Origin of the sequence: Roseomonas sp. CECT 9278 (genome assembly GCF_918698155.1) — a bacterium.
GTDB lineage: Bacteria > Pseudomonadota > Alphaproteobacteria > Acetobacterales > Acetobacteraceae > Neoroseomonas.
In genome coordinates, this window is sequence record NZ_CAKKLX010000050.1 from 1 (window position 1) to 25081 (window position 25081).

The 25081-nt window shown below is 73.4% G+C and carries 25 protein-coding genes and 1 pseudogene; 16 read left to right on the top strand and 10 right to left on the bottom strand.

Annotated elements, in window-relative coordinates; all coding sequences use genetic code 11:
- Window positions 1-250 (bottom strand): annotated as a pseudogene (locus tag LQ222_RS22200) (hypothetical protein); the annotation flags it as partial.
- Between the two features lie 119 nt (window positions 251-369).
- Here LQ222_RS22200 and LQ222_RS22205 point away from each other — a divergent pair.
- The 5 genes from LQ222_RS22205 to LQ222_RS22225 all read left to right on the top strand — a co-directional run bounded on the left by LQ222_RS22205 (window position 370) and on the right by LQ222_RS22225 (window position 4615).
- The gene (locus LQ222_RS22205) at window positions 370-1548 is read left to right on the top strand and encodes an MFS transporter (protein WP_230169036.1); all 1179 of its coding nucleotides are present in this window, start codon (window positions 370-372) and stop codon (window positions 1546-1548) included.
- A 116-nt stretch (window positions 1549-1664) separates the two neighbouring features.
- Window positions 1665-1880: a twin transmembrane helix small protein gene (locus LQ222_RS22210; RefSeq protein ID WP_230169037.1), complete on the top strand. Its 216-nt coding sequence runs from the start codon at window positions 1665-1667 to the stop codon at window positions 1878-1880.
- 111 nt (window positions 1881-1991) lie between these two features.
- Entirely contained in the window at window positions 1992-2741 is a 750-nt protein-coding gene (locus LQ222_RS22215) for an electron transfer flavoprotein subunit beta/FixA family protein (protein ID WP_230169038.1), read from the top strand.
- A 2-nt stretch (window positions 2742-2743) separates the two neighbouring features.
- Window positions 2744-3670: an electron transfer flavoprotein subunit alpha/FixB family protein gene (locus LQ222_RS22220; RefSeq protein WP_230169039.1), complete on the top strand. Its 927-nt coding sequence runs from the start codon at window positions 2744-2746 to the stop codon at window positions 3668-3670.
- Window positions 3671-3736: 66 nt separating this feature from the next.
- On the top strand, window positions 3737-4615 hold the full coding sequence (locus LQ222_RS22225; protein ID WP_230169040.1) for a 3-hydroxybutyryl-CoA dehydrogenase: 879 nt from the start codon (window positions 3737-3739) through the stop codon (window positions 4613-4615).
- A 180-nt stretch (window positions 4616-4795) separates the two neighbouring features.
- Here LQ222_RS22225 and LQ222_RS22230 read toward each other — a convergent pair whose 3' ends face one another.
- The gene (locus LQ222_RS22230; protein ID WP_230169041.1) at window positions 4796-5323 is read right to left on the bottom strand and encodes a DUF992 domain-containing protein; all 528 of its coding nucleotides are present in this window, start codon (window positions 5321-5323) and stop codon (window positions 4796-4798) included.
- A 107-nt stretch (window positions 5324-5430) separates the two neighbouring features.
- Between LQ222_RS22230 and LQ222_RS22235 the strand changes: the two genes are divergently transcribed.
- Together LQ222_RS22235 and LQ222_RS22240 are read left to right on the top strand one after the other, a co-directional pair.
- Window positions 5431-6330 carry an NAD(P)-dependent oxidoreductase gene (locus LQ222_RS22235; protein WP_230169042.1) on the top strand — a complete coding sequence of 300 codons (900 nt, stop codon included), beginning with the start codon at window positions 5431-5433 and terminating at the stop codon, window positions 6328-6330.
- Window positions 6331-6333: 3 nt separating this feature from the next.
- Window positions 6334-7107 (top strand): potassium channel family protein, encoded by a 774-nt coding sequence (locus LQ222_RS22240; RefSeq protein WP_230169043.1) that lies wholly within the window; start codon window positions 6334-6336, stop codon window positions 7105-7107.
- Window position 7108: 1 nt separating this feature from the next.
- On the opposite strand, the gene LQ222_RS22245 is transcribed toward LQ222_RS22240, so the two are convergent.
- On the bottom strand, window positions 7109-7894 hold the full coding sequence (locus tag LQ222_RS22245) for a helix-turn-helix transcriptional regulator (protein WP_230169044.1): 786 nt from the start codon (window positions 7892-7894) through the stop codon (window positions 7109-7111).
- Between the two features lie 111 nt (window positions 7895-8005).
- On the opposite strand from LQ222_RS22245, the gene LQ222_RS22250 reads away from it, so the two are divergent.
- Window positions 8006-8404 carry a hypothetical protein gene (locus tag LQ222_RS22250; protein ID WP_230169045.1) on the top strand — a complete coding sequence of 133 codons (399 nt, stop codon included), beginning with the start codon at window positions 8006-8008 and terminating at the stop codon, window positions 8402-8404.
- Window positions 8405-8408: 4 nt separating this feature from the next.
- On the opposite strand, the gene LQ222_RS22255 is transcribed toward LQ222_RS22250, so the two are convergent.
- Complete coding sequence (locus tag LQ222_RS22255; RefSeq protein WP_230169046.1) at window positions 8409-9173, bottom strand: 3-ketoacyl-ACP reductase; 765 nt, start codon at window positions 9171-9173, stop codon at window positions 8409-8411.
- A 241-nt stretch (window positions 9174-9414) separates the two neighbouring features.
- Between LQ222_RS22255 and LQ222_RS22260 the strand changes: the two genes are divergently transcribed.
- Window positions 9415-10143, top strand: a complete 729-nt coding sequence (locus tag LQ222_RS22260; protein ID WP_230169047.1) for an aspartate/glutamate racemase family protein — start codon at window positions 9415-9417, stop codon at window positions 10141-10143.
- A gap of 102 nt (window positions 10144-10245) precedes the next feature.
- The gene (locus tag LQ222_RS22265; RefSeq protein ID WP_230169048.1) at window positions 10246-11814 is read left to right on the top strand and encodes an ABC transporter substrate-binding protein; all 1569 of its coding nucleotides are present in this window, start codon (window positions 10246-10248) and stop codon (window positions 11812-11814) included.
- A 52-nt stretch (window positions 11815-11866) separates the two neighbouring features.
- On the opposite strand, the gene LQ222_RS26260 is transcribed toward LQ222_RS22265, so the two are convergent.
- The 4 genes from LQ222_RS26260 to LQ222_RS22285 are packed head-to-tail and all read right to left on the bottom strand — an operon-like array spanning window position 11867 to window position 15397.
- Window positions 11867-13516 carry a heparinase II/III family protein gene (locus tag LQ222_RS26260; RefSeq protein WP_256444055.1) on the bottom strand — a complete coding sequence of 550 codons (1650 nt, stop codon included), beginning with the start codon at window positions 13514-13516 and terminating at the stop codon, window positions 11867-11869.
- Window positions 13513-14181 carry a ribulose-phosphate 3-epimerase gene (gene rpe / locus LQ222_RS22275; RefSeq protein WP_230169049.1) on the bottom strand — a complete coding sequence of 223 codons (669 nt, stop codon included), beginning with the start codon at window positions 14179-14181 and terminating at the stop codon, window positions 13513-13515. The genes LQ222_RS26260 and rpe overlap by 4 nt, the downstream gene beginning before the upstream one ends.
- A gap of 57 nt (window positions 14182-14238) precedes the next feature.
- Window positions 14239-14880 carry a LysE family translocator gene (locus tag LQ222_RS22280; RefSeq protein ID WP_230169050.1) on the bottom strand — a complete coding sequence of 214 codons (642 nt, stop codon included), beginning with the start codon at window positions 14878-14880 and terminating at the stop codon, window positions 14239-14241.
- 46 nt (window positions 14881-14926) lie between these two features.
- Window positions 14927-15397: an Lrp/AsnC family transcriptional regulator gene (locus LQ222_RS22285; protein WP_230169051.1), complete on the bottom strand. Its 471-nt coding sequence runs from the start codon at window positions 15395-15397 to the stop codon at window positions 14927-14929.
- 110 nt (window positions 15398-15507) lie between these two features.
- Here LQ222_RS22285 and LQ222_RS22290 point away from each other — a divergent pair, with 110 nt between their 5' ends.
- The 3 genes from LQ222_RS22290 (at window position 15508) to LQ222_RS22300 (ending at window position 17529) form a co-directional block, all read left to right on the top strand.
- Window positions 15508-16494 (top strand): tripartite tricarboxylate transporter substrate binding protein, encoded by a 987-nt coding sequence (locus LQ222_RS22290; RefSeq protein WP_230169052.1) that lies wholly within the window; start codon window positions 15508-15510, stop codon window positions 16492-16494.
- Window positions 16495-16545: 51 nt separating this feature from the next.
- Window positions 16546-17163 (top strand): DUF2459 domain-containing protein, encoded by a 618-nt coding sequence (locus LQ222_RS22295; protein WP_230169053.1) that lies wholly within the window; start codon window positions 16546-16548, stop codon window positions 17161-17163.
- Between the two features lie 186 nt (window positions 17164-17349).
- Complete coding sequence (locus LQ222_RS22300) at window positions 17350-17529, top strand: hypothetical protein (protein WP_230169054.1); 180 nt, start codon at window positions 17350-17352, stop codon at window positions 17527-17529.
- Window positions 17530-17569: 40 nt separating this feature from the next.
- Here the strand turns inward: LQ222_RS22300 and LQ222_RS22305 are convergent, their stop codons facing one another.
- Window positions 17570-18823 (bottom strand): RsmB/NOP family class I SAM-dependent RNA methyltransferase, encoded by a 1254-nt coding sequence (locus LQ222_RS22305; RefSeq protein WP_230169055.1) that lies wholly within the window; start codon window positions 18821-18823, stop codon window positions 17570-17572.
- Window positions 18824-19235: 412 nt separating this feature from the next.
- Here LQ222_RS22305 and LQ222_RS22310 point away from each other — a divergent pair, with 412 nt between their 5' ends.
- Window positions 19236-20924 carry a glycosyltransferase family 39 protein gene (locus LQ222_RS22310; RefSeq protein WP_230169056.1) on the top strand — a complete coding sequence of 563 codons (1689 nt, stop codon included), beginning with the start codon at window positions 19236-19238 and terminating at the stop codon, window positions 20922-20924.
- Entirely contained in the window at window positions 20925-21548 is a 624-nt protein-coding gene (locus LQ222_RS22315; protein ID WP_230169057.1) for a DedA family protein, read from the top strand.
- A 27-nt stretch (window positions 21549-21575) separates the two neighbouring features.
- On the opposite strand, the gene LQ222_RS22320 is transcribed toward LQ222_RS22315, so the two are convergent.
- Window positions 21576-24128 (bottom strand): DNA translocase FtsK 4TM domain-containing protein, encoded by a 2553-nt coding sequence (locus LQ222_RS22320; RefSeq protein WP_230169058.1) that lies wholly within the window; start codon window positions 24126-24128, stop codon window positions 21576-21578.
- A gap of 222 nt (window positions 24129-24350) precedes the next feature.
- Here LQ222_RS22320 and LQ222_RS22325 point away from each other — a divergent pair, with 222 nt between their 5' ends.
- Window positions 24351-25007 (top strand): Crp/Fnr family transcriptional regulator, encoded by a 657-nt coding sequence (locus tag LQ222_RS22325; RefSeq protein WP_230169059.1) that lies wholly within the window; start codon window positions 24351-24353, stop codon window positions 25005-25007.
- The last annotated feature ends 74 nt before the right edge of the window (window positions 25008-25081 follow it).

The following is a 25081-nucleotide window of genomic DNA, read 5'->3' on the forward strand; positions in this document are numbered from 1 at the left end:
GTGCGGGACCCTGCGGCGCCGGCGCCACCGTGGCGGGGCGCGGGGCGGGCGGTTCGGCGGCGGGGCGCGGCGGCGCGGCCTGGGATGGCGGCGCGGGCACGGCTTCGCCCCCCGGCACCGCGGGCGCGGTCTCGGCCGGGGGCAGGGGCTCGGGGGCTTCCACCGGCACGGTCTGCGCGGCCAGCAGGCCACCCAGGCCCATCACCAGAAGGCACGAAAGCGTGAAAACCTGACGTCGGAACCCGGTCATGCCGGCAGGGACCCCATCCGGGCGTGCCCGGTCAAGCCGCCATGCCCGGTTTACGGATCAGCCGGGCCGGCGCAGCATTGCAGTGCAGCATGATAAGATCCCCTTCCGTCTGGACCGTGATGCTCGCCCTGCTCGGGACGCATCTCGCGGGCATGGGCGTGTTCCTCGCCGTGCCTGTCCTCGCCCCGGCGATAGCGGCCGAAGTGGGCATTCCTGCGGCACTGGCCGGCGTGCACACGGCGCTGGTCTATGGCGGGGCGCTGGTGTCGGGGCCGCTGGCGGGGGCCTTCATCCGCCGCTATGACGGCATCCGGGTGTTGCAGGCGGGGCTGGTGTTCTGCGGCGCGGCCGTGGCGGTCGCGGCCTTGGGGCATCCGGTGGCGCTGGCGCTCTCGGCGCTGCTGGGCGGGCTGGGACATGGGCCGGTGACGCCGGCGGGCAGCCACCTGCTGGCGCAGAAGGCGCCGCCGCGGCGCCGCGCGCTGATCTTCAGCCTGAAGCAATGCGGCGTGCCGGCCGGCGCCATGCTGATCGCGGCCGCCACGCCGGCCATCGCGGCGGCCTGGGGCTGGCGGGCGGGGGTGCTGGCGGTGGCGGTGTTCCTGGCTGCGTCGGCGCTGGTGCTGCAGCCGCTGCGCGGGGCACTGGATGCGGAACGCGACCGCACGGCGCGGATCGGCAGCCTGGGCGCGGCCTGGGCGGCGGCCCTGGGCAGCCTGCGGATCCTGCGCGACGTGCCGGTGCTGCGGCGCATGACGGTGATGTCCGCGCTCTATGGCATCTCGCAATTCTGCTTCTCCTCCTTCTTCGTGGTCTTCCAGGTCGAGGCGCTGGGCGTGCCGCTGACCGAGGCCGGGCTGCGCCTGGCCTTCGCCCAGGCCGCCGGGGTGGCCGGGCGCGTGCTGTGGGGGCTGGTGGCGGACCGGGTGGGGGCAACGCCGGTGCTGGCCGGCCTGGGGCTGGGGGCGGCGGCCTCGGGCGCGGCGCTGCTGCTGGCGGGGCCGGACTGGCCGGGCTTCGCGCTGACCCTGGCGGGCATGGGCATGGGCGCCACCGCGATCGGCTGGAACGGCGTCTTCCTGGCCGAGACGGCGCGCCTGGCGCCGCACGGCCAGGTCGGCGCGGCGACGGCGGCGGCGGGCTTCGTGTTCGGCGCCTGCATGCTGGTCGGGCCGCCGGCCTTCACGGCCATGGTGCAGGCGTCCGGCGGCTATGGGCTGGGCTTCGCCTTCTGCGCGCTGAGCGCCCTGGCCGGCGCAGCCCTGATCCGCGGCGGCGGGGGTGTTGCCAAACGGTGAAACCGGTTTAGGTCAGGCAGGTGACTGCGCCGCCCGGCGCAGCCTGGACTCCGCCACCGACCCCCGCCTGGCCCGGCCACCCCATCGGCCGCCCCGGGCATCGGGCCGATGGCGACATGCTCGAACGGGTCGCGCCCATGACGATGTTTCTCACCATCCTGGTCGGCATCGCCATGCTGGCGACCGTCGGCGTGCTGCTCGCCGGCATCCTGGGCATGGCCGGCGGGGCCGGCAATTCGGCGCGGTCGCAGAAGCTGATGCGCTGGCGCATCGGGTTGCAGTTCGTCGCGCTGGGGCTGTTCGCCCTGCTGCTGCTGAGCATCAGGCGGTAGCGGCGCAACCTTGCCCTGCCCGGGCGCCGCCCGTATTTTCCGCCCGCTTCGTCTGAACCCCCTGCGCGGCCACGCCCCGCGCCAAAGCCCCGGAAGGCAAACGGTCGCGCCATGAAGGTCCTGGTCCCCGTCAAGCGGGTGGTCGACTACAACGTCAAGGTCCGCGTGAAGGCGGACGGCACCGGCGTCGAGACGGCGAACGTCAAGATGTCGATGAACCCGTTCGACGAGATCGCGGTCGAGGAAGCCGTGCGCCTCAAGGAAAAGGGCGTCGCGACCGAGATCATCGCGGTTTCCGCCGGGCCCACCGCCTGCCAGGAACAGATCCGCACCGCCCTTGCGATGGGCGCCGACCGCGGCATCCTGGTCGAGCATGACGGGGTGCTGGAACCGCTGGCGGTCGCCAAGATCCTGAAGGCGATCGTGGCGAAGGAATCACCCGAGCTGGTCATCCTCGGCAAGCAGGCGATCGACGACGACATGAACGCCACCGGGCAAATGCTGGCCGCGCTGCTCGGCTGGGGCCAGGGCACCTTCGCCAGCAAGATCGAGAAGGACGGCGAGACGCTCAAGGTCACCCGCGAAGTGGATGGCGGGCTCGAGACGGTCTCGCTCAAGCTGCCGGCGATCGTCACCACCGACCTGCGGCTGAACGAACCGCGCTATGCGTCCCTGCCGAACATCATGAAGGCGCGCAAGAAGCCGATCGAGACGGTGAAGCCGGCCGACCTCGGCGTCGATCCCGCGCCGCGCCTGACCGTGATCAAGGTCGAGGAACCGGCCAAGCGCCAGGCCGGCCGCAAGGTGGGCTCGGTCGAGGAACTGGTGGCCATGCTGCGCAACGAAGCGAAGGTGATCTGACCATGGCCGTGCTCGTTCTCGCCGACCACAAGGACGGCGCTGTCTCGCAGCCCACGCGCAGCGCGGTCGCCGCGGCGAAGGTGCTGGGCGATGTGCATGTGCTGGTGGTGGGCGAAGGTGCCGCCGCCGGTGCCGCGGCCGCGGCGAAGCTGCCCGGCGTGGCGAAGGTGCTGACCGGCCCCGAAGGCCCCGTGCTGGCCGAACCGCTGGCCGCCCTGCTGGTGGCGATGGCGCCGGGCTATTCGCACCTGCTCGCGCCGGCGTCGGCCGCCGGCAAGAACGTGATGCCGCGCGTCGCCGCGTTGCTCGACGTCCAGATCCTGTCCGACATCGCCGGCGTGGTGGATGCCGATACCTTCGTGCGGCCGATCTATGCCGGCAATGCGATGGCCACCGTGAAGTCGGCCGATGCGACGAAGGTGATCACCGTGCGCGCCGCGTCCTTCGACCCGGTCGCGGCGGATGGCGGTTCGGCCGCCGTGGAAGCCGCGCCGACCGCGGCCGATCCCGGCCTGTCCACCTTCCTGGGGTCGGAGATCGTGAAGTCCGAGCGCCCGGAACTGACCGCCGCGCGCATCGTCGTCTCCGGCGGCCGCGCGATGGCGTCGGCCGAGAACTTCGCCATCATCGAGAAGGTCGCCGACAAGCTCGGTGCCGCCGTCGGTGCCTCGCGCGCCGCGGTCGATGCGGGCTATGCGCCCAACGACATGCAGGTCGGCCAGACCGGCAAGATCGTGGCCCCCGACCTGTACATCGCCGTCGGTATCTCGGGCGCGATCCAGCACCTGGCCGGCATGAAGGACAGCAAGGTCATCGTCGCCATCAACAAGGACGAGGAAGCGCCGATCTTCCAGGTGGCCGACTACGGCCTGGTGGCGGACCTGTTCAAGGCGGTGCCGGAACTCGAAGCGGAACTGGCCAAAAGCTGAACGGCACGGGGCGCCCCACGGGGCGCCCTTTTCATATCAGGCGCGCACGCGCACGGAGACACGGACATGGCCGAGATCACCACGCTGGGCGTCATCGGCGCCGGGCTCATGGGCAACGGCATCGCGCATGTCGCGGCGCAGTCGGGCCTGGCCGTCGTGCTGATGGATGTGCAGCAGGCCGCGCTCGACAAGGCGATGGCGACCATGTCCGCCAACATGGACCGCCAGGTGAAGAAGGGCCTGCTCAGCGCCGAGGACAAGGCCGCCGCGCTGGGCCGCATCACCACCGCCACCACCAACGACGCCTTCGCCGGCTGCGACATGGTGATCGAGGCGGCGACCGAGAACGAGGCGATCAAGGTCAAGATCTTCGCCGCGCTGTGCCCCATCCTGAAGCCGGATGCGATCCTGGCGTCGAACACCTCCTCCATCCCCATCACCCGCCTGGCCGCCGCCACGGACCGCCCGGCGCGCTTCATCGGCATGCATTTCTTCAACCCCGTGCCGATGATGAAGCTGGTCGAGATCATCCGCGGCCTGGCGACCGACGACGCCACCGCCGCCGCCGTGAAGGCGCTGGCCGAACGGATGGGCAAGGTGGCGGTCCCGGCCGGCGACTGGCCCGGCTTCGTGGTCAACCGCGTGCTCTGCCCGATGCTGAACGAGGCGATCCAGGCGCTGATGGAAGGCGTGGGCGATGTGCGCGCCATCGATGAGGGGCTGAAGCTCGGTGCCAACCACCCGATGGGTCCGCTGGAACTGTCCGACTTCGTCGGCCTGGACACGCTGCTGAGCGTGATGAAGGTGCTGCACGAAGGGCTGGGCGACCCGAAGTACCGCCCTTCCCCGCTGCTGGCGAAGTATGTCGAGGCCGGCTGGCTCGGGCGGAAGTCGGGGCGTGGCTTCTACGACTATTCCACCACGCCGCCGACGCCCACCCGCTGAACGTGCAACCTCCGCGGCCCGCCATGCGGGCCGGGAGCGCACGGCGCGACCGCGCCCGGCCCGACAGTCCGGCCGGGCGCACCAGTGCCTGGCGCGCAGCCAAGCCGCCGCAGGCGGCGCATCACGCCCACGGCGCGCCTGAGGCATCACGCCCGCGGCGCGCCTGAGGCCATGCAAAGCCTACGGCGCGGCGGTCAGCACCAGCTCGCCGACGCCGAGCGCGATGTTCAGCCCGGTATTGCCCTCGACACTGACCGGCTGCAGCGTGATGCCGCGCTCGCTGCCGCCCACCAGCACGTTCGCGCCGACGCCCACGCCGGCAGTCGCACCGGCGGACACGCCGGCATAGGTCCCGGCCAGCGCGCCCGGCCGCGTGTCGCCGGAGCTCGCCAGCACGCCCCACAGCATCACGGCGGCGCCGGTGAAGCCGATATCCACGCCGAAGCGGCGGATCTCGCCGGTGTAGCGTTCGGCATTGCCGCGCGCGGGGGAGAACAGGCAGGTCACCTGGCGCGTCGAGCCGAACACGAAGGACGTACCCGCCGCGACATCGCAGCGCAGCGACCCGATGGCGACGCGCCCGGTCTGCTGCGCGGCCTGGCCGCCGGTCGGGCTGGGCGTGCCGGGGGCGGGCGGCTGCGCCATGGCGGGGGCCACGGCGAGCGCGCCGGCGAGGATGGCGGCGAGGCGGAGACGGTTCTGGAGCATGGACGAGGTTCCTTGTCGCTGGACAGCCGAAAGGCTGCCTGCCTTGGCGCAACGCCGCCGCCACGCCATGGTTTCACCGACCCCCAGAAACACCGAGGACCCACCCCATGACCCCGATCACGCCGCCCGCCCGCATCGCCTTCATCGGCATGGGCGTCATGGGCGCCGCCATGGCGGCCAACATCATGAAGGCGGGCTTCGGCCTGACCGTCGCGACGCGCAGCCGCGCCAAGGCGGAACCGCTGGTCGCCGCCGGCGCGCACTGGGCCGGCAGTGCCGCCGATGCCGCCGACGGCGCGGCCTGCGTGTGCCTGTGCGTGCCCGACACGCCGGACGTGGAAGCCGTGCTGTTCGGCGACGGCGGCGTGGCCGAGGGCGCGGCGCCGGGCACGGTGGTGATCGACTTCTCGACCATCGCGGCGGCGGCCTCGGCAACCTTCGCGGCGCGCATGGCTGACCGCGGCATCCCGCTGCTGGACAGCCCGGTCTCGGGCGGGCCGCAGGGGGCGATCGACGGCACGCTGACCTGCATGGTCGGCGGCGCGGATGCGGCGTTCAGTGCGGCGCGCGCGGTGTTCGACGCGGTCGGCAAGACCATCACGCTGCTGGGGCCGGCGGGGTCCGGCCAGGTGTGCAAGTCGGCCAACCAGTTGATGATCGTCTCCGCCATGCAGGCGGTCGCGGAAGCCCTGGCGATGGGCCGCAAGGCCGGGCTCGACCCCATGCTGATGCGCCAGGCGCTGCTGGGCGGCTCCGCGCGGTCCTTCGTGCTGGAGAACCACGCCAAGCGCATGCTGGACCGCAACTTCAAGCCGGGCTTCCGCGCCGAGCTGATGCGCAAGGACATGCGCCTGGCCCTGGGCGCGGTGCGCGAGAACGGCGTGTTCGCCCCGGCCACCGCGCTGGCCGCGCAGATGATGGAGGCGGTGGTGAATTCCGGCCGCGGTGGGGAGGATTGCGCGTCGCTCGGCGCGCTGGTGGCGGAATTGTCGGGCCTGAAGGACTGAGCCATGGCGGCGACGCTGCGCGAGCGGCTGCACCATCTGTACTACAGCCCCGAGGGCGATGCCTGCCGCTACCGCTACGCCGTGCTCGCCTTCGATGCCGCCACCATCCTGTTCGTCGTGTTCACCTCCTTCCTGCCGCAAAGCCTGGCGATCGAGGTGATCGACGTGCTGATCGGCCTGGTGCTGGTGACCGAATTCGCCGCGCGCGTGGCCGCCAGCCGGCTGCCCTGGCGGGAGGCGCTGCGCCCGGCCTCGATCGCGGACCTGGTCGCCATCGCGTCGTTCCTGGCGCCGCTGGCCGGCGAGGGCGCGGGCTTCCTGCGCGTGGTCCGCACGCTGCGGCTGATCCATTCCTACCGGATGCTGGGCACGCTGCGGCGCGACTTCGCCTTCTTCCGCCAGCACGAGGAAGCCTTCCTGGCGGGCACGCACCTGTCGGTGTTCATCTTCGTGATGACGGCGGTGGTGTACGAGACGCAGCACGGCATCAACGACCACATCCGCAACTACGGCGACGCGCTGTACTTCACCGTCACCGCGCTGACCACGACCGGCTTCGGCGACATCACGCTGCCGGGCACGTCGGGGCGGATGATCTCGGTCATCATCATGCTGGCCGGCGTCACGCTGTTCCTGCGGCTGGCGCAGGCGCTGTTCCGGCCATCCAGGGTGCGCTTCACCTGCCCGTCCTGCGGCCTGCAGCGCCACGAACCGGATGCGGTGCACTGCAAGGCCTGCGGCACGCGGCTGAACATCCCCGATGAGGGGCGCTTCTGACCTACACGGCCGCCATGGCGCGCAGCGCGGCCGCGGTCTCGCCATCAGCGGGAAAGAAGGTCTCCAGCGAGAGTTCCGACAGCAGCACGTCGGTCGCCGTGCCGAACACCGTCATGGTGCCGATCAGCGCGAGCTCGCCGCCCGGAACCCGCAGGCGCAGCGGCGTCGCGATCAGCGCGCGTTCGCGCTCCGCCACGCCCGGCGGCGGGTCCGGCCCGGCCGGGTAGCGCGCCAGTTCCTCGATCAGCGCCAGCAGCGCGGGATCGCCCGAGGCATCCGCATCACGGCGCAGCCGATCCAGGATGTGCGTCTTCCAGGCGCGCAGGTTGACGATGCGCGGCGCCAGGCCGTCCGGATGCAGGCTGAGCCGCAGCACATTGACCGGCGGCGCCGCCAGCGCGGGCGCCACGCCGTCCATCAGCCGCAGCGCGACGCGATTCGCCGCCACCAGCGTCCAGTGCCGGTCCACCGCCAGCGCCGGATAGGGGTCGTGCCCATCGAGGATCAGGCGCACCGCCTCCATCGCCGGGCGCAGCGCCGGGTCGTCGATCGCGCGCTCGGCATATTCCGGGGCATGGCCGGCGGCCACCAGCAGCGCGTTGCGCGCGCGCAGCGGCACCGCCAGGTGCTCCGCCAGGCGCAGCACCATCTCGCGGCTTGGCCGCGCGCGGCCGGATTCCACGTAGGACAGGTGGCGCTGCGAGACCTCGGCCTCCAGCGCGAGGTCGAGCTGGCTGCGCCGCCGGCGGGCACGCCATTCGCGCAGCAAGGGTCCGAAGCCGTTCATCCGCGCATCCTGCCACGGCGCGCGGCACGGCGACGATGACCTGCAAGGTCATCGCTTCGCGGCGCGCGCACCGTCATGTCTTCGCCGTCCGCATCCGAAGGAGACACGGCCATGACCACCATCCCCACCGCCGGCCTGCTGCGCAGCGCGCTGATGGCCGATGCGGCCATGAGCGGCGCCAGCGGCCTGGTGCTGGTCGCGGCCGCCGCGCCGGTCGCGCAGGCCACCGCGCTGCCGGTGCCGCTGCTGTTCGCCGCCGGGTTGTTCCTGCTGCCCTATGCGGCGCTGCTGGCGTGGTGCGCGTGCCGCGCCGGCCTGCCGCGCTGGCTGGTCCGGCTGCTGGCGGCGGGCAACCTGCTGTGGGCGGTTGAATGCGCCGCCCTGCCGCTGCTGGGGCTGGTCGCGCCGAATGCGTGGGGCATCGCGTTCCTGGCCGTGCAGGCGGCGGCGGTGGGCGCCTTCGCGGGGCTGTATGGCCTTGCGCTGCGCCGGGCGCTGCGCGCGGCGTGACGCGTCAGAAGCGCGGCAGCAGCAACCCGCCATCGACCGGGAAGGAATGCCCGGTCGAGAACGGCATCGCCCCCGCCGCCAGCGTGGCGATGGCGCGGCCGATATCCTCGGGCTCGCCCCAGCGGCGGATCGGCGTCAGCCCGCCTTCGATGTGGGCTGCGTAGCTGTCCCACACCTCGCGCGTCATGTCGGTGCGGATCATGCCGGGCTGGATGTCGTAGGTGTTGATGCCGTCCGCCGCCAGGCGCAGCGCGAACAGCTTCGCCACCATCGTCACGCCGGCCTTCGAGACGCAGTACTCCGCGCGGTTCAACGACGCCATCACGGAATTGATGGACGACACGAAGCACAGCGACCGATGCCCGCGCTTGGGCGCACCCGGCGCGATCATGCGCTTGGCCAGCGCCTGCGACAGGAAGAAGACGCCGCGCGTGTTGATATCCAGCAGCCGGTCCCAGGATTCCGGCGTGGTCTCCAGCATGTCCTGGCGCTTGAGCACCTGCACCCCGGCGATGTTCGCCAGGCATTCGAGGCCGCCGAAGGCCTGCCACGCGGCATCGAGCAGCGCGCCATGCGCCGCGACATCGCCGACATCGGCCTGCACGAAGACAAAGCCGCCGCCCGCCGCGGCGACCGCGTCGCGGGTCTGCTCGACGCCCTCCGGGCTGATGTCGGCGCCGACCACGTCGAAGCCCTTCTCGGCCAGGGCGACGCAGGTGGCGCGGCCGATCCCGCGCCGCGCGCCGGTGACCAGTGCAGCAGGCTTCATCGCGACGTTTCCCCTGGCATGTCGATGGCGCCAGCCTGCCGCCTCCGGCGCCCGGCGTGAAGCCCGCCCCGGAAATGCAAAAAGCCCGCCCCACCATGCCGGTGGGGCGGGCCCGTCGCCGTTGACCGGCGCCGATATTCCTGGACGTTGCCTCGAACTCGAGTGCGCATCCTTGTGGGCCTTCGAAGCATCCCGGGTCAACGGGGTAGGTGTGCGGTGCAACATGTCAAGGGACGGGCCCATGCGGATCCTGCTGGTCAACTCCAACACCACCCCGGCGGTGACCGATCGCATCGGCGCGGCGGCGCGGGCCGTGGCGTCCCCGGGCACCGAGATCACCGCGGTCAGCGCGCCCTTCGGCCTGCCGCTGATCGTCACGCGGGCCGATTGGCTGGTGGCCGGGCCGGCGACGCTGGCCGCCCTGGCGCAGCACCGCGGGGCCTACGATGCGGCGGTGATCGCCTGCTTCGGCGACCCCGGGTTGGATGCCGCGAAGGAACTGCTCGACGTGCCGGTGCTGGGCATCAGCGAGGCCGCCTTCCATGCGGCCGCGATGCTCGGCCGGCGCTTCGGCGTGGTGTCCTTCACCGCGGCACTCCGCCCGATGTTCGAGGACTGCCTGGCGCATCACGGCCTGGCGTCGCGCTGCGCCGGCTTCCGCATGGGCCCGGCCTTCAGCGGGGACCCGGGGGCCGTGGCGGAGGAACGGCTCGACCTGCTGGCCACGCTGTGCACCGAGAGCGCGGAGCAGGACGGGGCCGAGTGCATCATCCTGGCCGGCGGGCCGCTCGCGGGCCTCGCGCCGCGACTCCAGCCGCGCGTCGCGGTGCCGCTGATCGACGGCACCCAGGCGGCCGTGCGCCTGGCGGAGGCGATGGTCGGCCTGATGCCGCGCCATCCGCGCCTGCACCGCGCGCGGGACCTGTCCGGCTTCGCACCGGCCGTGGCCGGGCTGTACCGCGGCGCGTGACGCCGCTGCCGCCGGCGATTCGCGCACAGGCGTTTTTTCGCTGACGCCACCTGCGGCGTGCCCCTAGCCTCTCCCCAACGACCATCACGGGAGAGACGGACCATGCGCGCCATCCTGGCAGCCCTTGCCGTGTGCCTGCCGATCGCCGCCGCCGCCCAGGCGCCGCGCGAGGTGACGATCGCCCTCGGCGCGCCGCCGGCCAGCTTCGACCCGCATTTCTTCGCGCACTCGCCATCCTTCATGGTGCAGCAGCACGTCTTCGAACCGCTGGTCTGGCGCGACGAGAACAGCCGCACCATCGCCGCCCTGGCCGAACGCTGGGAAATGCTGCCCGACGGCGCCGGCTGGGATTTCCACCTGCATCCCGACGCACGGTTCTCCGACGGCACGCCGGTCACCGCGGCCGATGTCGCCGCCACCATCGCGCGCCTGCCCAACGTGCCCAACAGCCCCGGCCGGCTGACCATCTACACCAACCGCGTGCGCGCCGTGGAAGCCGCCGGCCCGCGCACGGTGCGGCTGCTGACGCACGGCCCCGCCCCGCTGCTGCCCGAGGACATCCCGCCGCTGATGATCGTGCCCGAACGCATCGCGCGCGAGGCCACCACGCAGGATTTCAATTCCGGCCGCGCCGCGATCGGTTCCGGCCGCTATCGCCTGGTGCAGTATGTGCAGGGCGAGCGCGTGGTGCTGGAACGCAGCCCGACCTGGCGCGGCCCGGCCTCGCCCTTCTCCCGCGTCACCTTCCGCGTCATCGCCAATGATTCGTCGCGCGTGGCGGCGCTGCGCGCCGGCGACGTGCAGCTGATCGAGATCGTGCCGCCGCGCGACGTGCCCATGCTGGAACGCGACCCCAATGTGGCGGTGTGGCGCAGCCCGGGAACGCGGCTGATCTACATCTCGCTGGATGTGTCGCGCGATGTCTCGCCAGGTGTCTTCGACATCGACGGACGGCCGATGGATCGCAACCCGCTGCGCGATGCGCGGGTGCGCCGCGCGCTGTCGCTTGCGATCGACCGCGAGGCGATCCGCACCCAGATCATGGAAGGCCAGTCGGTGCCCGCCGGCCAGATGCAGGCGGTGGGCCTGGGCGTGGCGGACCCCGAGCTGAAGCCCGACGCCTTCGACCCCGCCCGCGCCCGCGCCCTGCTGGCCGAGGCCGGATGGGCGCAGGGCTTCACGCTGGTCTTCGCCGGCCCCAACGACCGCTACGTGAACGACGAACGCATCCTGCAGGCGGTCGCGGGCTTCTGGCAGCGCATCGGCATCCGCGTGCGCGTCGAGGCGGTGCCCTCGAACATCTTCTTCCCGCGATCGTCGCAGCGCGCCTATTCCGCGGCGATGACCGGCTGGCAGTCGAGCGCCTACGAGCCCAACAACATCTTCGCCCCGGTGCTGCTGACCGAGGACCGCACGCGCGGCTGGGGCACGGTGAACCGGCATGGCTATTCGAACCCGGCGGTGGACCGGCTGTACGAACGCGCGGTGGTGGCGATGGACCCGGCCGAACGCATGCGGCTGTGGCGCGAGGGGATGGCCATTGCGATGGCGGACGCCCCGGTGCTGCCGGTGCACCACCAGGTGAACATCTGGGCGACGCGGCGCGGGCTGGTCTATGCGCCGCGGTCGGATGAATACACGCTGGCGTCGTCGTTGACGGTGGCGCCGTGAAAGGGCTTCGCTGGCGCAAGCGCCAACGGCCCACCTACCCCTACCCCTACCCCTACCCCTCCCCCGCCCCCGCCATCGACACCCGCGTGATCGCCCACTGCACCGACGCCTCGCCCTCCTCCGCGACCAGCACCACCTGCTGGGCGCGGCGCGGCTCGCCGCCGATATAGACGCTCTCCTCGAGCGACACGCGCGCGAACTTGGCGCGCAGCTTCCACCCGACGCCCGAGGGCAGGCGCAGCAGCGCCGCGCTCTCGTCCTGCAGCAGGGACGCGACGACACCCGGGTGCAGGTGGAAGCGCAGCGTGAAGCTGGGCACGGCCGCGTCGCCGCCGACTTCGACCATGTCCTCCCCGCGCAGGTCGTCGCCCGATTCCGCCAGGTACAGCCGCCGCCGATGCAGCGCGCCGAAGGCGCGGCGCCAGCCGTCGTGGCTCGCCTCCAGCCATTGCGCGCCGGCCATCTCGTGGCGCGCCGTCTCGACCTGCTCGGGGCGGCGGCCCAGGCCCTCGGGGCGCAGCTCCGCCGAATTGGTGTCGGACAGGATCACCGTGGAATGCGCCGCGGTGGCGCGCAGCGCGTCGCGCCAGGCTTCCTCGGCGGCCGGCGCCGCGCCGCAATTCACGATCAGCCGGTCGCGGCCCACCGACATCTCGAAGGACAGCGTGCCGGCATGGGCGAAGCGGTCGGCGCCGGCCGGCAGCCCGCCATCGCCGCCCGAGGCCGCGCGCCCGGTCGGCGGCGCGCCGGTATCGGCAATGATCAGCGTGCGCCCCGCCTGCAACCGCTGGAAGCCCGATTCCGGCAGGTCGAGCGGCGCACGCCCCCGCGCCTGCCCCTGCGTCAGCACCAGGTCGATCAGCGCGGAGGATTCGTCCCGCGTCCCGTTGAACAGCGCCAGCCCGCCATCGCCGTGCCGGAACAGCCGCAGCGCCGGTGCGGCGCGATCGAGCAGCGCGGCGAGATGCGGCGGCGGCTCGACCCCCGCGCCATGCATCAGGTTGCGGATCTCGATCAGGTCCTGCAACGCCAGCAGCTGCATCGCGGGGCTGCGTTCGACATGCCCCCCATCGGGATGGAACTGGCGCTCGATCTCGGCCGGCAGGAAGCGCGCGGCGCGTTGCAGATACGCATCCTCCTCCAGCGCGATCGCCGCGGCCATCGCGCCCTTCAGCGCGGCCAGCGCGCCGCGGTGCTCGGCCTCGGCCGGCAGGGCGGCGGACAGGTCGCGCGCATCCTGCGCCATGCGCGTCATGACCGCGCGGCGGAACTGGTCCTCGGCGGTGGCGGCGAAGAAATCCCAGTGGCCGAGCCAGGCGGACAGCCGCGCGCCCATCACCTCCGGCGCGTCCGCCACGGCTTCCTCGGCGCCGCGGGTCAGCCAGTCGGCGGTCAGCGCGCGGGCCTGCAGCCGCGCCGCATCGGTGCCGAGCGCGCGCAGGTCGCGCATCCAGGCGAAGCCATGCGCCGCGGCGCGCCACACGACCGATCCGGACGGCGCATCCCAGCCCTCGGCGCCGGCCAGGCCGATGCGCAGCGGCCGCGCGGTGCCGGCGGTTTCGAATTCGCCGCGCAGCAGCCGCGCGCCGCGCGCGGCGTCGCCGGGCCACAGGTCGCGGAAGGCGCGGGCCGGCGCGTCCGGCACCCGCACGGGGCGCAGCCGCGCCAGCTTCTGCCGGGCGCCGCGCAGGATGTTGATCATGCGGCGGCCCGCGCGGGGGCGCGCAGCCCGGCAATGGCGGCGGCGTAGTCCGCCTGGCCGAACACCGCGGTGCCGGCCACCAGCACATCGGCGCCGGCGGCGAGGCAGAGCGGCGCCGTCGCCGCCGTCACCCCGCCATCGACCTGCAGGCGGATGTCGCGGCCCGAGGAGTCGATCATGCGCCGCAGCTCGGCGATCTTGGCCAGCTGGGACTGCAGGAAGGACTGCCCGCCGAAGCCCGGGTTCACCGACATGACCAGGATCAGGTCGGTGATGTCGAGGACATGCGCGACGGCTTCGACCGGCGTGGCCGGGTTCAGCACCACGCCCGACTTCCTGCCCAGCGCGCGGATGGTCTGGAGCGACCGATGCAGGTGCGGCCCGGCCTCGGGATGCAGGGAGATGATGTCGGCCCCGGCCTCGGCGAAGGCCGCGAGATACGGGTCGGCCGGGGCGATCATCAGGTGCACGTCGAAGGGGATGGCGGCGCGCTTGCGCAGCGCCTTCACCACGACCGGCCCGAAGGAGATGTTGGGCACGAAATGCCCGTCCATGATGTCGAGGTGCAGCCAATCGGCGCCGGCGCGCGCGACGGCCTCGACCTCCTCGCCCAGGCGGGCGAAGTCGGCGGCGAGCAGCGAGGGGGCGATCAGCGGCGCGTGCACGCTTGTGTTGTAGCGGTTTGTGACGCGGCGGGACAACCGGCGGGGCGGCGGGCGTGCCTAGGGCGCGGGGCGCCGCGCGAAGGCGAGCCCGATGCCGAGCGCCACCATCGCCCCGCCCGAGGCCTCGCGCAGCCGCCGCACGAGCGTCGGGCGCGCGGCCGCACCCTCGCGGATGCCGCCGGCGCCATAGGCCACGCCGACATCGACCAGCGTGTTCAGCGCCACCGAGACGAAGCCCAGCACCATGAATTGCAGCGCGACGGAGCCCTGCGCGGGATCAACGAATTGCGGCACGAAGGCCAGGAAGAAGGCGGCGGTCTTGGGGTTCAGCGCCTCGACCACCACGCCCTCGCGAAAGGCGCGGCGGACCCCGAGGGGCGGCGTGGGGGCGGCGCCGATCGCGGCGTCCTGCCGGGCAGCGAGCACCGTGCGAACCCCGATCCAGACCAGGTAGGCGGCGCCGACCAGCTTCAGCGCGGCAAACAACTCCGCGCTCGCGAGCACCAGCGCCGAGACGCCGAGCGCCCCCGCCAGCACATGCACCATGCCGCCCAGGCCCGTCCCGAACGAGGAGGCCACGCCCTCGGCCCGCCCGCCGGCGAGGGTCCGGGCCGCAACATAGAAGATGCCCGGCCCTGGCGTCACGGCGAGCAGCACGGCGGCGGCGAGATAGAGGGCGAATTGCGAAAGGTCAGGCATGATGGCGCGTTCTAGTGCAGGCAGCGCCTTCGCCAAAGAGCAGCGGTCACAGCGGCAGGGCGGTGGTCGACTTCACCCGCTCCATCGCAAAGCGCGACGTGACTTTCCGCAGGCTGGGCACGTCCGCCGTCAGGCGCCGGTAGAAGGTGTCGAAGGCGGCCATGTCGGGCACCACCACGCGCAGCAGGTAGTCCACGTCGCCACCCAGGCGCCAGCATTCCACGATCTCGGGCAGTTTCGCGACGGTGGCGGCGAAGCGCTCGATCCAGCCGGCGGAATGGTCGCCGGTCTCGATCGCCACGAAGACCGAGACACCCAGGCCGACCTTCTCCGGGTCCAGCAGCACGACGCGGCCGGTGATGACGCCCTCGGTCTCCATCTTGCGGATGCGCTTCCAGCAGGGGGTGGGGGTCAGGCGAACCTCCTTGGCGATATCGGCCAGGGAGAGGGCGGCATCCTTCTGGATCAGGCGGAGGATGGCGCGGTCGGTGTGGTCGGGCTCGAATTTGCGGCTCACGGGCAAGGCCTTGGCTGGTTTCGTGGTGTCGTTAGTAGGAAAATCTTTTTCTTGCAAGTTGTCCGCCGGTAGGGAGAACAGGTTTCTCTTTCGATCAAGGATTGCCTGCCATGACGTCGCGCCGTGACCTTCTGCTCCGCTCCGGCCTGCTGGCCCTGCCCGTCCTCGCGCCGCGCATGACCGCCGCAGCCGAACCCGCCTGGGCGCCGGACCGCACGGTGCGGATCATCGTCCCGGTGGCGCCTGGCGGGAGCCTGGACATCCTTGGCCGGGTGCTGGCGCGGCACCTGACGCCGCGGCTCGGCCAGCCGGTGGTGGCCGAGAACCTGCCCGGCGCCGGCAGCAACATCGCCTTCGAGGCGGTGGCCCGCGCCCGCGCCGACGGGCTGACGCTGCTGGTGGGCTCCGACCCGCTGACCATCAACCCGTCGCTCTATCCGCGGCTCGGCTTCGACCCGGTGCGTGACTTCGCGCCGATCATCGAGGCGGTGCGCGCGCCCCAGGTCCTGGTGGTGAACCCGCGATCCCCGGTGGCGGACCTGGCGCGCTTCATCGCCTGGGCGCGCGAGGCCGAGGGACGCCTCACCGTCGCCTCCCAGGGCAACGGGTCGATCGGCCACCTGGCCCAGGCGATCTTCGCGCAGGAGGCCGGGATCGGCTTCACGCATGTGCCGTATCGCGGCGGCGGGCCGGCCGTGCTGGACGTGGTCGCCGGGCATGTCGAGGCGCTGTTCGTCACCCTGCCCGCGGCGATCGAGCACATCCGCGGCGGCCGGCTGCGCGCGCTTGCGGTGACCGGGGCGGAGCGCAGCGCCGCGCTGCCGGATGTGCCGACCGTCGCGGAGGCCGCCTTGCCTGGCTTCGACGTGGTGACCTGGCAGGGCATCCTGGCGCCGGAGGGCACGCCGCCGGCGGCGGTCGCGCGGCTGGCGGCGGAAGTCGCGGCCATCCTGGCGCTGCCCGAGGTCGCTGGCGACCTGACGCGCCAGGGCTTCACGGTCACCGCCCATGGTCCGGACCGCTTCGCCGCGCTGATCCGCGCCGAGGCGGCCCGCTGGCCGGAGGTGGTGCGTCGCGCCGGGGCGCGGCTGGAGTAAACGCGCCGGCGCGCTGGACATCCGGCACCCCGGCATGATGAACCGCGCGCCATGCTGTCGCGCCGCCCTCTGCTTGCCTCGATCCTGCTCGGCGCCTGCGCGCTGCCCGCGCCGCCGCGGCCGCCGGCCGGGCTCGGCACCGACGGCGTGTTGGTGGCGGCGGAGGCCTGGCACACCGACCTCTGCCTGCCGGCGCCGGTAGTGCGCGCCGGGCGGCTCGCGCCGCTGGCCGCCGGCGCCCCCTCCGCGGCCGGCTTCGCCTTCGGCTTCGGCCTGGAGGACTGGATGCGCGCCGACCGGCCGGGCTTCACCGAGGCGCTCGGCGCCGTCACCGGCGGCCCGGCCGTGGTCTCGGTCCGCGCGACCGCCGCCGCGCTGCCGGCCGGGGCGGAGGAGAGCCTCGCGCTGCGCCTGCCCGCCGGCGGCGTCGCGGCGATCGAGGGCTTCATCCTGGCCAGCATCGCCGAGCCCCTGGCCCCGGCGCCGCCGGGCGGCGGCTGGCTGCTGCTGCGGGCGCGCCGCCGCTATTCGCTGGGCTTCACCTGCAACAGCTGGGTGATGCAGGCGCTGGCCGAGGCCGGCCTGCCGGTGCCGGTCGCGGGCATCCGCCTGCGCGGGGAGGCGATGGCGGCGCTGCGCGCCGAAGCCGCGCGCCAGGCCGCCGGGTGATCGCCACGCGGCCCCGCCATGCCGGTTTCGCGCGCCCGCCGCGACGCCCGCCGCGCTATGCGCCGCCGCGGACCGGGCCTGCCCGTGCGCAACGTCACGGAACGGCCATGATGAAGTCCTTCATATGCAACGGCGCGCGGTGTGTAAGCCTCGCGCCCGAAATCGCCTGCCCGGATTCGCCGACCGATGTCCATCCGCCGTGACCTGTTGATGCGCACAGCGCTGCTCCGCCTGCCGGACCTGGCGGCGATTCGCGCCATGGCGATGACCGCACCCGTGCTGGCGATGACGGGCGGGCTGCCGGCACGGCAGGCGCCCGCGCCGCGCCGTCGGGCAGGCCGCAAGCCGGCCGCCGCCAAGAACTGACCATCCCGCCGCGCGGCGCGCCCGCGGGCGCGCCGCGGGGTCACCCGGCGCGGCGGAAGCGGGCCGCGAAGAAGCCGTCCATGCCGCCCCGCGCCGCCCACAGGTCGGGTCGCGTGCGCAGGCAGCCCGCCGGCGTGATCGCCTCCGGCAGACCCGGCAGGTCGGCCGTGGTCCAGGGCATCGGCTCGAGGCCCAGCGCGGCGGCGCGGGCCAGATGCGCCTCGCCTTCCTCGGGCTGCAGCGAGCAAGTGGCAAACACCAGCCGCCCGCCGGGCTTCAGCATCTTCGCCGCGGCGGCGATCAGCCGCGCCTGCGCCTGCGCCGCCGCCGGCACGTCCCGCGCGCGCTTGGCATGGGCCACGTCGGGGTGGCGCCGGATGGTGCCGGTCGCGGTGCAGGGCGCATCCAGCAGGATGGCGTCGAAGGGCGCGGGCGGCGCCCAGGCGGCGGCATCGGCCTGCACGATGGTGGCGGGCAGGTGCAGCCGGGCCAGGTTCTCGGTCAGCCGCGCCAGGCGCCCGGCGTCGCGTTCGACCGCCGTCACCTCGGCCCCGGCGGCGGCGAGCTGCGCCGTCTTGCCGCCGGGTGCGGCGCACAGGTCGGCGATGCGCTCGCCAGGGCGCGGCGCCAGCAGCAGCGCCGGCAGGGCGGCGGCGGCGTCCTGCACCCAGAAGCGGCCCTCGGCGAAGCCTGGAAGGTCGGTGACGCGGGTGCCGGGCGCCATGCGCCAGGTGCCAGTGGGCAGGATCTCGGCGCCGGCCGGGGGTTCCGCACCGGGCGCGGGGGTCAGGTCGAGCGGCGCGGGGCCGCGATGGGCCTCCGCGATGGCGCGCACCGCCGGGCCGTAGGCGGCGTGCCAGGCCGACCACAGCCAGCCGGGCGTATCGAGGCGCGGCGCGTCCAGGCCCTCCAGCGCCGCCGGGCCTTCCGCCGCGACCTTCCGCAGCACGGCATTCACCAGCCCCGCGAAGGCCTTTGGCGCCAGCGCCACGGCGGTGGCCACGGCGGCATGGGGCGGGGTGTCGAGCAGCAGCAGCTCCGCCGCGCCGATCCGCAGGGCGTGGCGCGCCGGCGGCGGCGGTTCCTTGCGCAGCCGGGGGGACAGCACCTCGTCGATGCTGCCCAGCCGGCGCAGCACCATGGCGGCGATGCGGTGGGCCGCCGCGCGGTCGCGCGGGTCGAGCCGGCCGGGCAGGGCGTCCAGCGCCTCCTCGAGCGGCTTGCGCTGTTCAAGCGTGGCGTCGAGCAGGTCGCGCGCGGCGCGGCGGGTGGGCAGCCCAGGGGGGGGTGTCATCGGGCGGCGGCCAGGCCCGGGCGGTGCGACTGGGCGGCGGGGCGGCGCGCCGGTGCCGCCGCCCGGTGCGCTGCGGGCTTCGCTGGGTGCGCTGCGCGCGTTGGTTGCTGCGTGGCGCACTTTGCTTGGCGTGCTGCCGTCTTTGCTTGGGACGCTGCGCGCATCGCTCGCGGCGCTGCGCGCCTTTGCTCGTGCGCTGCGCGCATTCCAACGCGGGTGCCGTCCGTCAGGTCATGGATCACGCGGGCAGTCCTGGGCAGAGGGGCGGAAGGCAGCGCCGATCGCGCCGGGGGGCGGGGTGGCACGGGATGCAGCGCCAGGGGGCGTTGGCGCGTGCCCCCGCCGTGGCCACGCCTCGGCGCGCGGCGCCTTCATGGCACCGCCCGGCCTTGCGTGCTAGACGCCCGGCGCGATGCGCGCTGCTGCCTTCCTCGACCGGCTGCCCGAAACGCGATGGCCGGTCCCCTGGCTGGTCGCGCTGTGCCTGCTGCTGTGGCTGCCGGGCTTCTTCACCATCCCGCCCGGCGACCGCGACGAGAGCCGCTTCGCCCAGGCCAGCCGCCAGATGGTCGAGTCCGGCGACTATGTCCGCATCCGGCTCGGCGAGGTCGAGCGCAACAAGAAGCCGGCCGGCATCCATTGGGCGCAGGCCGGGGTGGTCCATGCGCTGGAGGCGGTGGGCATCCCGGCGCGCGGCAGCATCTGGGCGTATCGGCTGCCCTCGTTGCTCGGCGCGCTGGCGGCGGTGCTGGCGACCTGCCTGCTGGGGCGGTCCCTGGTGGGGCGGCGGGCAGGGTTCGTGGCGGCCGCGATGCTGGCGCCCTGCATGGTGCTGGTGGTCGAGACGCATATCGCCAAGACCGATGCCGCGCTGCTGGCGAGCATCACCGTGGCGATGGGGCTGATGGGGCGGGCCTACCTGGCGCCGGCGGCCTTCTCCGCGCGGTCGGCGGCGGGGTTCTGGGCGGCGCTTGGCCTCGGCGTGCTGCTGAAGGGGCCGATCGGGCCGATGGTGCCGCTGCTGGCGGGCATCACGCTGGCGGTGATGGACCGGCCTTCCGGCGCGCGCTTCTGGCGGCTCTCGGCGCCGTGGCTGGCGGCGCTGCGGCCGGGCTGGGGCATCCCGCTGATGGTGCTGTTCGCCGCGCCCTGGTTCGTCGCCATCAACATCGCGACGGAAGGCCGCTTCCTGGCCGAGGCGATCGGCGGCGACATGCTGGACAAGGTGGGCTCGGGCGAGGAAGCGCATTGGGGCCCGCCCGGGATGTACGCCTTCATCTTCGGCATCACGGCGTTTCCCTCGGCCTGGATCGTGATCCGTGCGCTGCCGGGGTCCTGGGCCGAGCGCATGCAGCCGGCGGTGCGCTTCCTGCTGGCCTGGGCGGTGCCGACCTGGCTGGTCTTCGAGGCGGTGGCGACCAAGCTGCCGCACTACACCCTGCCCGCTTTCCCGGCGCTGATGCTGCTGGGCGCGCGCTGGGCGCTGGACCCGCTGCGCCGCGCCCCGCCGCGCTGGGTGGACTGGCTGGGCGGGATCGCGCTGGGGGGCGTGGCCATCGGGCTGCCGCTGCTGGCCGGCCTCGCGGTGTTCCGGGTGGAGGGGCGGATCGAGCCCTTCGCGCTGGCCGGCCTGGCCGCCGGTGCCTTCATGACCTGGGTGCTGGTGCGCATGGCGCGCCGTGCCCAATGGGGCCGCGCCGCGTTGGCCGGGGCGATCCTGGTGGTGCCGGTCTATGCCGCCGTGCTGGAGGGCGTGATTCCGCGGCTGGAGGCGGTCTGGCTCTCGCCACGCCTCGCGGCGACGGTGGCCGAGGTCGCGCCGGGGGTGCCGCCGGACCGCTTCGGCGTGGTCGGGCATCACGAGCCCTCCCTGCAATTCGCCATGGGCGGGGGCATCCGGCTGCTGCGCGACGGCGCCGATGCGGCCGCCTTCCTGGCGGGCGGTCCCGGCCGCATTGCCGCCGTGAACGACCGGCAGGAAGCGGCCTTCCGCGCTGCGGTGGCACAGCGGGGGCTTTCGGTGCGCGAACTCGGGTCGGTCACCGGTTTGAATTACGTCCGCGGGCGCTGGGTCACGCTTTCGCTGTTCAAGGTGGAATAGATGTTCGAGTGGATCGCGAACCTGGTCGCGTCCTGGGGCTACCCCGGTGTGTTCCTGCTGATGGTGCTGGAAAACCTGTTCCCGCCGATTCCGTCGGAACTGATCATGGCGGCGGCGGGCTTCGCCGCGGCGCGCGGGGAGCTTGCGCTGGTGCCGCTGCTGGTCGCCGCCGTGGCCGGCACGCTGGTGGGCAACATCGCCTGGTACGAGGCCGGCCGCTGGCTGGGCGTGGAACGCTTCCGCCCGCTGGTGGCGCGCTACGGCAAGTGGTTCGCGGTGGAGGAGGAGGATGTCGACCGCGCGACCGGACTGCTGAAGCGCTACGGGCCGGTGGCGCTGTGCTTCGGGCGGATGCTGCCAGGGGTGCGGACGCTGATCTCGGTGCCGGCCGGGATGGTCGAGATCCCGCGGTCGGTCTTCTATCTATGGACGGCGCTGGGGTCGGCGGTGTGGCTGACCTTCCTGGCGCTGGCCGGGTATTTCCTCGAGGAACACTACGACCGGGTGGAAGCCTGGGTGGGGCCGCTGGCCTGGGTGGTGATCGGGATTGCGGTGGGCGGGTATGCGGCGCACCTGGTGTTTGCGTTCCGGCGGGCGCGGCGGCGCCGGGCGGGGGTCCGGTAGCGCCGCCGAAGCGTCAGGCGGCGGGCATCAATCCCGCGGCCCCGGCGCCAGCACCTCGCGCTTGCCGACATGGTTGGCCGCGCCGACCACGCCTTCCTTCTCCATCTGCTCGATCAGCTTGGCCGCGCGGTTGTAGCCGATGTTGAGGTGCCGCTGGACAAACGACGTGCTGGCCTTGCCCTCCCGCGTCACCAGCGCCACCGCCTGGTCGTACAGCGACGCCTCGCCATCGGTGTTGCCACCCAGCATCCCCGGCAGCGCACCCGCGCCATCCTCGTCCGCTTCCTCGGTGACTTCCTCGACGTATTGCGGCTCGCCCTGCTCGCGCAGGAACTCCACCACGCGCTCGACCTCGGTGTCGGAGACGAACGGCCCGTGCACGCGCGCCACGCGCTGGCCACCGGGCATGTGCAGCATGTCGCCCTGGCCGAGCAACTGCTCCGCGCCCTGCTCGCCGAGGATGGTGCGGCTGTCGATCTTCGACGTGACCTGGAAGGAAATCCGCGTCGGGAAATTCGCCTTGATGGTGCCGGTGATGACATCCACCGACGGCCGCTGCGTCGCCATGATCACATGAATGCCCGCCGCGCGCGCCATCTGCGCCAGGCGCTGCACCGCGGCCTCGATCTCCTTGCCGGCCACGATCATCAGGTCGGCCATCTCGTCGATGACCACGACGATCATCGGCAGCGGTTCCAGCGCGAGCGGCTGTTCCTCGAACACGGGCTTGCCGGTGTCGGGGTCGAAGCCGGTCTGCACCTTGCGGGTCAGAACTTCCGACCGCGCGCGCGCCGCCACCACCTTCTCGTTGTAGCCGCCGATGTTGCGCACACCGAGCTGCGACATCGCGCGATACCGCCGCTCCATCTCGCGCACCGTCCATTTCAGCGCGCCGATCGCCTTGGGCGGTTCCGTCACGACGGGCGCCAGCAGGTGCGGGATGCGGTCGTACACCGACAATTCCAGCATCTTCGGGTCGATCATGATGAAGCGGCACTCGTCCGGCCCGTAGCGATAGAGCAGCGACAGGATCATGGTGTTGATCCCGACCGATTTGCCCGAACCGGTGGTGCCCGCGATCAGCAGATGCGGCATGCGCGCCAGGTCCGCGATGACCGGCGTGCCGCCGATATCCTTGCCGAGTGCGAGCGGCAGCTTCGCCTGGTTCCGCCCCCAGGATTCATCGGCGAACATCTCGCTCAGATAGACCATCTCGCGCTTGGCGTTCGGCATCTCGATGCCAATCACGTTGCGTCCTGGCACGGTCGCGATGCGCACCGCGATCAGCGACATCGACCGCGCGATGTCATCCGCCAGCCCGATCACGCGGGATGATTTCGTCCCCGGCGCCGGTTCCAGCTCATACAGCGTCACCACAGGGCCGGGGCGGATCTCGGCGATGCGCCCGCGCACACCGTAATCCTCCAGCACGGATTCCAGCAGCCGCGCATTGGCCTGCAGCGATTCCTCGCTCGGCCCACCGGAGCGCCGCGCCGGCGCCTCGGTCAGCAGGTCGAGCGGCGGCAGCTTCCACGCGCCGTCGCGCAGGTCCAGCGCGCGCTGCTCCGGCGGGCGGCGCGGCGTATCCGCGGCCTGGTTGACGCGCGGCTTCAGGCGCGGCGCGCGCGGCGGCTCGGTGCCGGGGCGCGCATCGCCCTCCTGGCCGGGCAGCGGGGCGGGCGGCGCGGTCGGGCTGGGCGGCACGGCGGAAGCGGCCTCGTCCGCGGCGCGCAGCATGGTGCCGAGCGGCACCGCGGGCTCGCGCCGCCACAGCCCGCCGGCGCTGCGCCCGGCGCGGCGGAAGGGGTTGGCGATGCGCGCGAAGATCCCCGGCCGCGCGGGCGCGGGCGGCGGTTCGTCATCCGCCTCCGGGTCGGGCCGGCGCAGCGCCGCCGCGCCCGACCGCGCCGCGCCCACCGCAACCTGCCCCGCGCCGACCGCGGCATGGCTGGCCACGCGCCCGGCGCCGCGCCATTCGCCCACCGTCAGGCCGCAGGCGATGAAGGCGGCGCCGACCGCCGCCACCGCCAGCACGCCCTGCGCCACGACCAGACCGGCCGGGCCCAGCAGCGCCGCCAAGCCATCGCCCAGCGCGCCGGACAGCAGCGGGCCGATCGCCCCGCCCGGTCCGGCGGTGACCGGCACCTCGGCCGGCATCGGCAGGATCGACAGCGCGGCGGCGGCCAGCGGCATCCCCGCCAGCAGGCCGCACAGCCGCGCGACCGGCGACCCAAGGCCGCGATGCGTCGCCAGCCGGAAGGCCCAGGCCAGCAGCGCCAGCGCCGGCAGCGCGGCGGCGAAGCCGAACCCCTGCAGCAACACATCCGAGACGATCGCCCCCGGACGCCCGGCCAGGTTGGTGGTGGGCCCCGCCGTCGCGGTGTTCAACGACGGATCGGCCGGGTTGTGGGTGGCCAGCGCCACCAGCAGCGCCACCGCCACCAGCACCAGCAGCAGGCCCAGCGCCTCCATGGCGCGGCGGCGCAGCACGGCGCGCACGCCGGCCGAGGCGAAGCGACCACCGGCGGCGCTGGCGCGCGAGGACAGGCGTGACGTGTCGGAAAGGGCAGCGCGGGGCATGGGGTCCGATCGGATACGCGTCGTTGAGCGGGACGTTCAAGAATACGCGCAACCGCCCTGGTGAATCGAGATTCCTTGCCGGGTGCCGTGGTTTCACCGCCCGGGTGTGCCGGCCAGGCCACGCGCCGGCCGCGCGGTGGACTGCCGCCCCGGCACCACACCGGCCCGCGCGTCGGGGCGCCGGCGCTTGAGCGCCTCGCGCCGTCGCGCCACCTTCGGCCCATGCCCACCACCGACACCGCCCTGCCTGCCACGCTCGACGATGCCACCCGCGCGCGCATCGCCGGCGGCGCGTTGCCGCTGCGCGCCCCCGCGGGTGCCACGCTGTTCCGCCCCGGCGACCCCTGCCGCGGCTTCGTGCTGCTGCGCGCCGGCCGCGCCCGCGTCGACCTGATCGCCGAGGACGGGCACGCGCTGCTGCTGTATCGCGTCGAACCCGGCCAGGCCTGCGCCATCACCACATCCTGCCTGTTCGCCGACGAACCCTATTCCGCCGAGGCGACCGCCGAGACCGATTGCGACGGGCTGATGCTGCCCGCCACGCTGTTCGCGGCGCTGGTGCAGGACAGCGCCGCCTTCCGCACCTTCGTCCTCGCCGGCTTCGCGGCACGGCTCGGCGCGCTGATGGGGCGGATCGAGGACCTGTCCTTCCGCAGCGTCGATGCGCGGCTGGCGGCCTATCTGCTGGCGCGCACGCCCGGCACGGTGGCGGCGACGCAGCAGGAGATCGCCGCCGATATCGGCACCGCGCGCGAGGTGGTGAGCCGGCGCCTGGCGGCCTTCGCCAAGGCGGGGCTGGTGCGCACGGAACGCGGTGCGGTCACGCCGCTCGATGCCGCCGGCCTGCTGCGCATCAAGGACGGCCCCGCCGGGCCGTGACTTCATCACCGACGCGCCGCCGCGCCGGCGCGACAAGGGTGGCGTGGCCGGGCTTCGCCGGCCGCGATGAAGGA